Consider the following 11807-nt stretch of genomic DNA (forward strand, 5'->3'; position numbering starts at 1 on the left):
CATTGATTTAAAGTAGTTAAAATAATACCGATGTTGGGTAAGGTTTTTTAAACAAAATTTTACCCAACGTCAGTAGAAAATTTTGAATATTTAAATGGTTTAAGATTATAGTAAATAGCATTTAAAGGGTTATTACAACCTATTATTTTCCTAGCCGATTTAAGGCTATTGTTTAACCTTTTCTTAAGGACTAAAGAGGGTCTTAAATCCATGAATATTTCTGCTTATCGGCAGAATATTTTTAAGTAAAAGCTACCGGTTAGATTCGCTTTCTTTTAAAGTCAGGTACCGGATCCACAAAAAATCTTCGTAAATCTGCTCTACCGATTTGATTTTAAACTGGGTGGCTTTGCGGTTTTCATAACCCGGAGCAGCCTCAAACACCGTCGGCGACCCAATGGTGCCGTCGGCTACAGGTGCTAAAACCAAACTAAATTCATCAATCAGGCCGGCCTCCAGAAAAGAACCGTTTACGTGGCCACCACCATCAATACGCACGGTTTGGATGCCGAAAAGGCTGAATAATTTTTGCAAAACCAAATCAAGGTCCAGTGCTTCTTTCCCGCCAAAAATATACGATACCTTTTTACTGCGCAGGTGGTGCAGGTAGGCGGCCGGTACTTTTTCGGTTAGTACTTCAATTACGTGTTCCGTCGAAACCATATTGGTATCCCAGAAACATTTGCCCGACGGGTCGATGACCACGGCAAAAGATTTTACCGGTTGGTCGGCTACAAAATCTGCTTTCGGGATTTCTGTTGTTAAGGGTTCGAGGGTATAGTTTTTCTTGCTCGAAAATTCCTGCATGGTAACCCGGCCTACCAGCCAGGCATCGGCTTCTATTTTGGCGGCGGTTTCTTCGAAATATTTATGGTGGTCTTTAAATCCCCAAATATCCTGTTTAATCCGGCCATCTACCGAGCCCAACATGTGGCAAATAACGTAAGGTTTTGACTTAGCTGACATTTATGTTAAATAATGATGATTGTTAAAATTTAGATGATAAATAAAAGAACGCAAGAAAAATATTTTGGTGCTGAAAATATTGCCGGCGGTATATAATTAACGGCTTAAGGAAAATGCAAGTAGGTGATTGAAAGCCGCTAATAAATAGCAGCCTAACTATAAACGGCCCTCCTTTATTTAAAGAAACTGCTTTTTAAGGCAATCTGCCAAACCAGATTAAATGAATAATTTTTAAACGGCTAAACCTTTGGGATTGGCAATGGTTTATACTTTTTAGACCAGTAAAAAGCACCGGTTAATAGGTAAGCCGGTAAACAGGGCCATCATTCTTTAACGTTAAAACCGGTTTTTACGGGTAAGGAAATGGATTAGGCAGTTACATTACAAAACTAAACACTATGCGCGTTGGCTATGCATCTATTAATTTAACTTTGGCGGCCCAAAAAATTCAGGTAAACCGCTCCATGATTAAGAGAACTTTCCTGGAGAAAGGGGTGGCTTATGCCTCGGCGCTGGCGTTAGCTAATTTTCAGGATTTTGAAAAAGTAATCGACTGGAATATTCAAAACAATATTTTGTTTTTTAGGGTAAGCTCCGAAATAATACCCTGGATGAGCCAATACAATTTAACGGATTTGCCGGATTATGAGGCTATAAAAGAAATATTAAACCGTTGTGGCCAGAAAGCCACCCAAAGCGGTCTGCGCCTCACGTATCATCCGGGACCGTTTAATGTACTGGCTTCTACCACCGATAAAGTTTTAGTTAAAACCCGGCACGAGCTAGGTCAGCACGCTGAGCTTTTGGATTTATTACAACAGCCGCAAACGCCGTACGCTAAAATAAATATTCATGTGGGCGGTGCCTTCGGCGACAAAGAATCGGCTATGGCGCGATTTGCCGAAAACTACGTGCGCTTGCCCGACCATGTACGGCAACGTTTAACGGTAGAAAACGACGACAAAGCCAACATGTTTAGCGTTAAAGATTTGTTGTGGCTACACCAGCAGGTGAATATTCCGATTACGTTTGATTATTTCCATCACCAGTTTTGTACCGGAGGCTTAAGCGAGCAGGAAGCATTGCTGGCTGCTATAGAAACCTGGCCGGCCGGCATTACCCCCGTGGTACATTTTTCGAGTTCTAAAAAGCAGCACGAAGACCCTACGGCCGTACCCACCGCCCACGCCGATTATTTATACGAACCCGTGCAAACCTACCACCAGCAGATAGATATTATGTTCGAAGCCAAAGCCAAAGAACTGGCCATCGCTAAATATTTACAGGATTTTGGTTTACCCGGTGAATAATGCGCTTACAAGAAAAAAGCGGCAGGCATGATTTATTTTAAAATATTCTTGCATCAGCACAACAGATTATTTTCCTCCTGCTAAATCAATAAAAGTGCCGGTAGCGTAAGAAGCCTCGTCGGATAACAACCACAAAATAGCTTGGGCTACTTCGGTGGGGTGGCCGCCGCGCTTCATCGGGATGGTGTCTTTAATTCTATCTACCCGGCCGGGTTCGCCGCCGCTGGCGTGAATATCGGTATAAATAAAAGCGGGGCGTACGCCATTTACCCGGATGCCTTCGGCAGCTACTTCTTTTGCTAAGCCCAAGGTTAAGGCATCTACGCCGGCTTTGGCCGCGGCATAATCTACGTACTCGCCGGGTGCCCCCGTGCGGGCTGCCAGCGACGATAGGTTGACAATGGCTCCGCCAAGACCGCCCTGAGCCGTCGACATTCTTTTAACGGCTTCTTGCGCGCATAAAAAGCAGCTTACCAAATTATTGTTTAAAACCCGCTGTAATCGGTCAACAGGCATAACTTCTACACGCATTTGGGTTTCCAGGATACCGGCATTATTTACCAAAGCATTTAACCGGCCAAAGGTTTTATCAATAGCTTTAAATAATTCTGCTACTTCAGTTGCCGAAGAAACATCGGCTGCAAAAGCTTGCGCAGTGCCGCCTTGCTGAATAATCTGTTTTACCACCGCTTCGGCGGCTGGTTTATTCTTTAAGTAATTTACTGCTACCTGGTAACCTTTTTGTGCCGCTAAAATGGCAGTGGCCGCCCCAATACCCCGGCTGGCTCCTGTAATTAAAACTGTTTTCTGCATATTTATTACGATGGGTGTAGTAGCTTCAAGTTAAAGTATGTAAATATTCAGGATTAAATAAATGGCTCAGAGACCGTGACGTTTAAAAAAGATATAATCTGTTAGGGGTGGTTCAATGCCGGCCTCGCGAAGCCGTAAAGCCATTTGTCCGCGGTGATAAGCCGAATGCGTCAGTATCTGCATATAAATTTCTTGTATGGAGTTGCAAAATTTTTCGCCTTTAGAATTTGTGTAATAAATTTGTTTATCAAAAGGCAAATCTAAGGCCGAGCGTTGCAGCAGTACCAGGGTTTTATGATACGCCTGGTTGTTTAGGGTAGCAAAAGTAGCTTTTTCCTGCGCCTGCCAGGGCGTGGGTAATTTATCTTGGGCAGGCAAAATACGGTACAGCCAGATTAGATGCGCATTGAGGAGGTGACTGAAAAGCGTTTCCAGCTGGTTCACGGGTTCCTGCAGCGTATGGATTAACCTTATGTATTGGGCATTAGCTTCGTGGTTGTACAAAAACCAATCTTCGAACAAGGACAACATACCAAAATATTTTTTAAGGAAAGATAAATTTATATTAGGTTAAACATCTACTACTTCGCGAAAATTAAAAATTCGGAATTTAAGTTATAGCGGTGGTTAACTATTGGCAGTTATAATATTTATTTTTAATCAGATTTATTAACCTGCTGACAAAACAAAAATAGGCGGTTAAACTTAAGCCGTATGTTTTGGGTAGTTCAAAAAATGCGCTAAAAAGTTCAGGTTTAAATTTGACTTAATATTTATCAGATTTATTCAAATGAATAAGTGCGGATACACATGAATGCTGTAAGCCTTCAGTAAAATGAATATTCTGAAAGAGGTAAAAGGAAAATTCTTATTGCCTGCTCTTTGGTAAGCATCTTTTATATAAAAATCTGTATTTTTAAGTAAATGGCCGTTAATTTTGAATGTATAAACCGGCTACTTTTAGTTGTTTTGGGGTTTGGCCAAACCTTTCTTTAAAAGCTTGCCCAAAGTGCGATACATTTTCGAAACCTACTTCGCGGCTAACTTCCGATACATTTAATTCCGTAGATTTTAATAAAAAATAAGCTTCCTGCAGCCGTTTTTCGGTTAACCATTTCCGGGGCGTGGTGTGGTAAATCTCTTCGAAACGGCGTTTAAAAGTAGATAGGCTGTAACCTCCTAAAAATGCCAACTGCGCGAGGGAAATATTTTCTTTATAATGTTCCTGAACCAGTTTTTTGAGGGAATTCGCATGCGGTTTATGCCAGTAGGCAACCCATTGCCGGAAATTTTCGCGACCTTTGGTTTGGGTCATTAGCCAGAAAAGTTCTTGCATTTTAATTTTTAGCAGTTGGCCGTAGTCTGTACTGTTAGGTTTAGAGGTAAAATACGATTTAACCGAAACCTGAAAAGATTGCAAATAGTCGGCAGCCGGAACGGGCATTATGTCGGTTACCGGTACCGCTACAGTTGCAGGCGTTTGAAATAATCCCTGGGTTAAATCCGGAACCACAGTGTCGGGGAAAAAGAACATAAGACTTTCATAATTGCCGTTCTGGGCGGGTTTTTCCGTCATCAGGTAATTCCCTTGCCGGATTAAAAATCCTTCGCCTGCTTTTAAATTAATTTTCCGGGTACCCGACATTACCTCTTTGTACCCGTTCAGTAAAAATATTATAGCGTTTTGGGTAAATTGAATATTGGCGTAGCGGGTTTCCTGCTGGGCCTGGTACAAAATAATTTGTAAAGGGCTATCCACCGAGAATAGCCGGTTAGAATGCGTGGCCAGGGCGGCGGGTAAGTTCCAGATTTGCATGAGATTACGTTGTTTTCGCTGCCTGAAATTTCCTGTTTTTAGGTAAATAATATAAAATTTAAGTTAACCTTTGACTTATATTTTATTGATTAATTATTTTAACCACAAATATTTAGCTAATCTAAAGTTACACACCAATGGAAAGCATTAAATGGTTTGAGCGGGTTTTTAATTATGAAACTACGCAGAATATTTTACCGGTTATTATAGAAAGACTGGCTGGTACCCCCGCTCGCCTAGAAGAAAAATTAAGATCTCTTCCAGACCAAATATTGACCAGGCGCGTAGATGGTACCTGGACCATAAAAGAAAATGTGGGTCATTTAACCGACCTGGAACCCCTGTGGCAAGGCCGCCTACAGGATATTTTAAACGGAGAAACTGATTTAAGGCCCACCGATTTGCAGAATACCCGGACAACACAAGCTAACCACGATGCCGTGCCTTTAGCCGAATTATTAAGCAATTTCCGGCAAATCAGGGAAGTTACCGTTAAGTTGCTTAACCATTTAAACCCCGACGATGTGTTTAAATCGGCGCTGCACCCGCGGCTAAAAACGCCCATGCGCAGCCAGGATTTATTTTTATTTGTAGCCGACCACGATGACCACCATCTGGCCCGCATAACCGAATTGACCAGAGTCTTTAGTAGACGCGGATAACTAGATCTTTTAAAGATTTAAATTTGCGTTTCATATATATAGGGTTTATTTGATGCATTATTTAAATAGATAAAAATTTATTAATCAATATTTTATGAATATATCATTATGTATAAGTTAAAACTATCTGCTTACTTATAATGAAATAGTATTTTATATTGGTTTATTAAATTTAGTTGGCAAAGAAATTTAGCTAAATTTCTTTGCCAACTAAATTTAACTTCGCATAAGCCTTAAGCTACTTACACCCTTTGTGCTCAAAATTTTAATTCAGATAGCATGCTCCAACTACAATTTGAGTAGTAGGTGAGGTGTTGGAACCACGGCTTAAAGGTGAGTAGTGCTTAACTATTTGGCCGTAAAAGCAATAATTCTGTTTTATCTAAACCTTTGCTTAAGTAAACTGGGGTGGTGGTAGCTTATTCTTTTTTTGGCTTGTTATCTAAATAAGCCGAAAACAGCGGCAGCCACCTTAAAAATAGCGGAGGGTTTATTTACGACTGATTTGGTCAGGAACCCGCGTAAACCTGATGTTGCGAACAACCGGATTGCTGTAATCCAGGGCTATTACTTTGCCGGATTTATCCCGTACAAAGCGCACCGTTACGCCGCCTAGCTGAAAAGTATCTGGGGCAACCGCATTCAGTTGAAACCCTGGCGCAGGGGCATCATTGGCACGACCCATCAGGCCTTCTTTTCCGGTGGCCAGGTCAAAGAATGCTCCAACCTCATCGCTTACATAGCGGCCGCTGAACGCTAGCAAATCTGCGGAAGTAGGGGCGTAAGGCTTGGCGCGGCGGTAGCGGGTTTTGCGGCCTTCCATAGATTTCAGTTCCAATTGGTCCGGTGACAAAAAGTTTAGTTCAAACTCGTCTTGCGACATAAATTGCACAAAAGCACCGTGCCGACGATATTGGTCTTTGCCCACCGGCACGAGAGCGGGGCCTCCAGCTACCCGAAACCTGCCGCGGTCCACGGCTAATCTAAGCGGTTCGCCGGTTTGCTCGTTCAAGAACAGCCCCGCTCTGTTATTCGCGTTCTGCAGGTCCTCGGCAGATAGGGCGGGTGGTGGTCCGGCCGGGGACTTTTCCGAATCTCTGTAGGTGACAAACTGGTCTACAATGCGTTCGGCCAGCGCTGTTGCGGGTACGGCGTTTGAATTGCACAGAACCGCCACCGAGATGCCCTGTTCCGGAAATCGGCCTAACCAGGAGTGGTACCCCGCCGCGCCGCCCGAATGCCACACCTCTTTTACTCCCCGGTAAGTCTCCAGAAACAAGCCCCGGGCATAACTAAGTTTTCTGCCATTGTTCAATTTGGCCGGTTCCTGTAGCTTTTCACTTACAAACGCCCCCAAACGCTTACTTGCTAGTGCATCGTTCCAAATAACCAAATCTGCTGCTGTACTCAAAATAGCACCGCCACCGCGGTCGTTGTCCATGTACATATCCAGTTGCCAACGGTCTTTCTTTTTCTCGTAACCGAGCGCGCGGTGCTTAACTACGTCTGTCATTTCCACTACGTAGCTGGTATATTTCATACCCAAGGGTTCAAATAAACGCTGGCGGACAAATTCGGCAAACGGCATTCCGCTGGTACGGGCCACGATTTCCACCAGGAGTACATACCCGCTGTTAGAATAAGACCATTCCTCGCCGGGTTTAAAATTGAGGCCGCGCTGTCGCAAAATCAAGGATAGGGCATCGGGCTTGCCATTGGCTAATGGTAATATGCCGGTCCAATCCCGGAGGCCGCTGGTATGGGTGAGCAGGTGGTTGAGCGTGATTTTGTGGCCATAATCCGGCAGTTCCGGAAGATACTTGCGGATGTCTTCTGTAAGCGATAGTTTGCTTTCTTCTACCAACAGGAGTGTAGCCGCAGAGATAAATTGTTTCCGCACAGAACCAACATCAAAAATGGAGTTTTGGCTTAATGGTACTTCCCGCTCCAGATCGGCTAAGCCGTACGCACGGTTTACCACTACTTTTCCGTTCTGTGAAACCGCGCAGACGCACCCAGGACTTGCCTGGGTAGCCCAACTAAAAATTTTATCAATTTCGGTGGCTTTGTCTTGCGCATACACTATCCGGGGAATTAAATAATTTGCGACCAGGAGTAATAACAGGCCGTGGAAGTTCCTGATAATGGCCGATTTTTTGGCTAAGTAACCATTAAGCCAGTTTGGATTACGATTAAATACTTTTTTCATGTTTTTAAAAGTTCTTTGTTTGACAAAGTGAAATGATAAAAAATTTTATTTAACAGTTGCCGTAGGTCACGTGCATTGTTGTTACAGATCAAAAATTAGAGAATTAAGACATTAGACCGGCCAGATGAATGGCAATGCAGCGGGTTTCCTGCTTCTGGCTAGTTTTCTAAAAAAAAGCCGTACTTAATTTAAGCTTAGTGCCTGCTTGGGGTTCTCCTCTAAAAGTATTTTTAGAGAAGTGCTAATCTAACATATCTCCGAGATCGCTCACGCCTAAGGTAAACAAGACAATTGGTATGAATAAGATGAGCTTTACCGCAAGCGGCACCTTAAAATTGAATTTACGCTTGAAAAATGCATTTGCCGGCGGCGCATAGACAAAAGAAAGAAGAAGGTAAACCATTCCGGGTACGGGATGTACCAGTGCCATATTTAGTACGCCAACCACCAAGAGAATAGCGGCCAAGACCCAACTAATAAGGTTGGCTAAACTTATTTTTGCTTGCATTATTTTTTATATTTTATTCAAAACGGCACGTAAAGAATACCTTCGCCTTAAACATTCGTAGTTGTGATTGTTAGGAATTGGGTCTTTTATAAAGCACTAAAAACTTCTCGTCATCAGGTTAATTTTATCAAATAATTCGCCAACACCTAGCGCCGCCCATAAAATGAAAACCCCTAAAATAATTTTAACCGCTAATGGAATCGAAAAGCCAAACATTTTCTTAGGAATGGCATTTACGGGCGGAAAATAAACAAAAGAGAGAAGTAGCAGGAAAATTCCAAAACCGGGATCATTTCCCCAGAAGGTATTTACTACGCCTATGGCGGAAACAACAAGGCCAAATAGCCAGCTAAACACATTGCCAATATTAATTTCTTTATTCATCATTCATTCTCCTTATTTTTTAGTACAACATATAACTCTTTTTGCCTTTAATTAAGCTTTTATATAATGGCTTAAAGGCAGATAAATATTATTTAAATTCGAAAATCAAGGGGAAAAGGAAGACTACTACCAAGGTCCAGAAAATGTACACCGGCAGGTACAAGGCAATGGCTCTCCCTACTTCAGAAACAGCGGCCTTTTTGGTAACTGCCTTGAACAGCATCACGGTTACCAGTAGTAAATGCACCAGAATTAATACGTTACCGCCCAATACAGCTACCCGGTTAGGCGTAATTCCCCACTCCGAAATACGAAAGGAGATAGCGGAGAGCGCAATGCCATTTACTACCACTGTTACAACAGACAAGAGCAGCAGCACCCATACACCAGACACGGACGCTGATTTGGTAGAATGTTCGGCCACAGAGAAAAATATTAAGGCCATTACTCCAACCAGCAGCAGGTTAAAGAGGAGCAGGAATTCCCGGTCGTTGTAAGGGTCTTTGCCCGAAAAGATGATGGCGACTAAATAAATTACCAGCATGCCCAACACCAGCGGACTAAATATTTTGGCGATTACCGGTGATACTTTGTTTACCAATTGCGGATTGGTTTGGGTAAGGAAAGTGGCTAGAATGGGCACGGCGGGTAACCCGAAAGCTACGATGTACGCAAAGTAAAACTGCTCGATCTGGAACCCGATCAGCGAAAATAGCCCAATGGTTATTCCGGTCATGATGCCACCCGCTATTACCAGCAAAGCAGCCAAAACTGCCAGGTCGCCGTTAAAACGTAGGAAATCCAGGCGTTTTATGTAGCGGCGGAACTCATTGCCCGTGAACGATACCCCAAGTACGCCCCATAGCAGCAAAGGCAAATGAATGCAAGCCAACAGTAAAGTATCGCTTTTAGGATTATTGGGCAAGAAGTTAATATACAACAGGCAAACCGTTATAACCCCAGCGAGCAAAGCTGTTTTTTTAACTTTGAGCTTATTTTTCCAGGCAAAGTAAGCCGCTAAAAACGGGAACACCAGAAAACTAATATTACGTGGGTAAAAGTAATCTTCGCTGATGGAGAAGATGGCGGGAAACTTGGCAAGCAAGCCGGCCAAAAAAGAGGCGATTACTACAAACAGGAACTCATTTCTGGTACCCCAGTAAATTTCATCAGACTCATAATGCAGCCGCTCGTTCCAGTAATCGGCTAGAATGTTTCCTTTTAGTTCAGGATACAACCCGCTGAATTCCCGTTTAAAGGGTGTTTTGTTGGCCCGATACAACTTCTCAAGTTGCTTGGGGTTGCCCAGGTTAGAAAGTATTTCGTCGCGCATGGTTTTTTTATTATTAATCTTTGGTAATTATTCGCATCAGTTCTTTAGACCCAGTAGGGTACGCTTCAGTAAATTGCGTGGCAGCTTGTTTTAAATTCTGTTTGGTACCATCATGGTTTTCTCTTTTTAGTTATTGATTAGTTACTGATATATTTGATTTGTTTAAAGTACTTTGATTTACAAAGTTAAGAGGCAAAAAAATTAATCGATTTGGCGGTTACTTAAAATTAACTTTTCAAGCGCATCTAAATGGTTTTTAAAAGCTTCGCGGCCAGCATCTGTGGCTTGGTAAGTAGTTTGGGGCTTGCGACCGACAAACTGCTTTTCTACACGCAAATATTCAGCCTCTTCCAAAGCCCGTAAGTGGCTGGCCAGGTTACCATCAGTTAGCTGCAGGGTGTCTTTCAGGTTATTAAAATCCACTTTGTTTTCCACCATTAACACAGACATAATGCCTAATCGTGCCCTGCTCTCAAAGGCTTTGTTTATATTTTGAAGAAACGTTTTCAAAAGACGTCTATCGTTCGTATTTAAAGTACAGCAGCGCGCCGTATACAATGTGCAGCACCCCAAACCCAATAGTCCACGACAGCAGCCCGTACCCAACAAAGAAGCTGGACAATAGCCCCAGCACCAGTTCGCAAACACCCAAATACCGGATGTCACTGAACGTATATTTGCTGCCGTTGATTAAGGCCAAACCGTAGAAAACCAGCATAACCGGTGCCATTAAGTACAAAATACCGTGGTAAAAAAGCACCGCACAAAACACCCCACCCGCCGCCAAAGGAATGGCCAGGTTTAAAAGCAGCCGCTTAGATTGATTATCCCAGATGCGCTGGTTGGTACCACGAGCCCTCCTGATGGTAAAAAAAGAGGCCAGTCCCAGTGCAACTACCAACACCGCAACCGCTACGGTTAACAAAAACAAGATGGTTTCTGGGGTAAGGGTAACCGCATAGTTATCGCGATAGGCAAAGTTATGTTTAGCCAGGTACCATTTCACCACGGCAGCGCCCGCCAGCGCCGTAAGACCAGCCGAAATACCGGAAAGCCCGCTCAGGGAAATAAACCGTGAAGAGCGATCCATGATGTTGCGGATCTCATGCAGGGTTGCTAGTTGTTCTTGCTGCTGATTCATTTTAAAGTACTTTGCTATTCAAAGTTAATAACAGTTTACGTATTGTCAATAAGTGAGGGTCAATTTATTTCAAAATTTTATTGCGGGTAGATTAAACGGGAGTAGCACTAAGCGGAGTATAAGTTGCTTTCTTCGTAATTTCAATTGGCGGCAAAAGTATATTCAGGAGCATTAGAACGGTTTTAACTTAATCTTAACAGAATGGCAGACTGCTTTTGCGGCATAAGCTTCAAAATTGCAGGTATTATTTTAGCAGTATTTCGCCATAGCTAGCCCAAATTAATCATTTACAAGTGGTGTAGAGATGCTTAAATAACAGAAAAGGCGCGATGGGTGGTTGTACTGATGCCTGTTTGCTTAACCGGCACTACACCGGACTGTTCCGGTTCAGGAATATGCTGGATGTATAAGAAAGCAAATTATCAGCTAGTCTAAAATTCGTCTTTATTCTAGGTTCAAGTTACTGCTGCGCTTAATATAGACCAGGTAATAAAAAATTAATTATTAAACTATTAATTGAAAACAAACGGTCTCTTCAACTAATCTAGCTATTCAAGAGGGTAGTCCATTTATTTTGGTTACTATTTTTCGGGGCTGCTCAATTTAGTAATAAATTCGGTAGGTGTACTGGCCGGAATGCCGTCCCATTGTTTCAGCACGTTGCC

The 11807-nt window shown here is 42.8% G+C and carries 12 protein-coding genes; 2 read left to right on the forward strand and 10 right to left on the reverse strand.

Annotated elements, in window-relative coordinates; all coding sequences use genetic code 11:
- Positions 1–252: 252 nt before the first annotated feature.
- Positions 253–966 (reverse strand): RibD family protein, encoded by a 714-nt coding sequence (locus tag ACO1R6_RS09870; protein ID WP_486264333.1) that lies wholly within the window; start codon positions 964–966, stop codon positions 253–255.
- Between the two features lie 398 nt (positions 967–1364).
- Here ACO1R6_RS09870 and uvsE point away from each other — a divergent pair, with 398 nt between their 5' ends.
- Positions 1365–2276, forward strand: a complete 912-nt coding sequence (gene uvsE, locus ACO1R6_RS09875; protein ID WP_486264334.1) for a UV DNA damage repair endonuclease UvsE — start codon at positions 1365–1367, stop codon at positions 2274–2276.
- Between the two features lie 66 nt (positions 2277–2342).
- Here the strand turns inward: uvsE and ACO1R6_RS09880 are convergent, their stop codons facing one another.
- The 3 genes from ACO1R6_RS09880 to ACO1R6_RS09890 form a co-directional block, all read right to left on the reverse strand.
- Positions 2343–3089 (reverse strand): SDR family oxidoreductase, encoded by a 747-nt coding sequence (locus ACO1R6_RS09880; RefSeq protein ID WP_486264336.1) that lies wholly within the window; start codon positions 3087–3089, stop codon positions 2343–2345.
- A gap of 66 nt (positions 3090–3155) precedes the next feature.
- Complete coding sequence (locus ACO1R6_RS09885) at positions 3156–3620, reverse strand: DinB family protein (protein WP_486264337.1); 465 nt, start codon at positions 3618–3620, stop codon at positions 3156–3158.
- Between the two features lie 400 nt (positions 3621–4020).
- Positions 4021–4905, reverse strand: a complete 885-nt coding sequence (locus ACO1R6_RS09890; RefSeq protein ID WP_486264339.1) for a helix-turn-helix transcriptional regulator — start codon at positions 4903–4905, stop codon at positions 4021–4023.
- A 137-nt stretch (positions 4906–5042) separates the two neighbouring features.
- On the opposite strand from ACO1R6_RS09890, the gene ACO1R6_RS09895 reads away from it, so the two are divergent.
- On the forward strand, positions 5043–5567 hold the full coding sequence (locus ACO1R6_RS09895; protein WP_486264341.1) for a DinB family protein: 525 nt from the start codon (positions 5043–5045) through the stop codon (positions 5565–5567).
- A 490-nt stretch (positions 5568–6057) separates the two neighbouring features.
- Here the strand turns inward: ACO1R6_RS09895 and ACO1R6_RS09900 are convergent, their stop codons facing one another.
- The 6 genes from ACO1R6_RS09900 to ACO1R6_RS09925 all read right to left on the reverse strand — a co-directional run bounded on the left by ACO1R6_RS09900 (position 6058) and on the right by ACO1R6_RS09925 (position 11142).
- Positions 6058–7776 (reverse strand): serine hydrolase domain-containing protein, encoded by a 1719-nt coding sequence (locus ACO1R6_RS09900; RefSeq protein ID WP_486264343.1) that lies wholly within the window; start codon positions 7774–7776, stop codon positions 6058–6060.
- 241 nt (positions 7777–8017) lie between these two features.
- Positions 8018–8284 carry a hypothetical protein gene (locus ACO1R6_RS09905; protein ID WP_486264345.1) on the reverse strand — a complete coding sequence of 89 codons (267 nt, stop codon included), beginning with the start codon at positions 8282–8284 and terminating at the stop codon, positions 8018–8020.
- Between the two features lie 96 nt (positions 8285–8380).
- Complete coding sequence (locus ACO1R6_RS09910; protein ID WP_486264347.1) at positions 8381–8671, reverse strand: hypothetical protein; 291 nt, start codon at positions 8669–8671, stop codon at positions 8381–8383.
- A gap of 85 nt (positions 8672–8756) precedes the next feature.
- Entirely contained in the window at positions 8757–10001 is a 1245-nt protein-coding gene (locus ACO1R6_RS09915) for a hypothetical protein (protein ID WP_486264349.1), read from the reverse strand.
- A gap of 201 nt (positions 10002–10202) precedes the next feature.
- A complete protein-coding gene (locus ACO1R6_RS09920; protein ID WP_486264350.1) occupies positions 10203–10451 on the reverse strand; it encodes a winged helix-turn-helix domain-containing protein in 249 nt (82 codons plus the stop codon).
- Between the two features lie 67 nt (positions 10452–10518).
- The gene (locus tag ACO1R6_RS09925; RefSeq protein WP_486264352.1) at positions 10519–11142 is read right to left on the reverse strand and encodes a hypothetical protein; all 624 of its coding nucleotides are present in this window, start codon (positions 11140–11142) and stop codon (positions 10519–10521) included.
- Between the last annotated feature and the right edge of the window lie 665 nt (positions 11143–11807).

The sequence above is a fragment of the Adhaeribacter sp. genome, assembly GCF_057359045.1.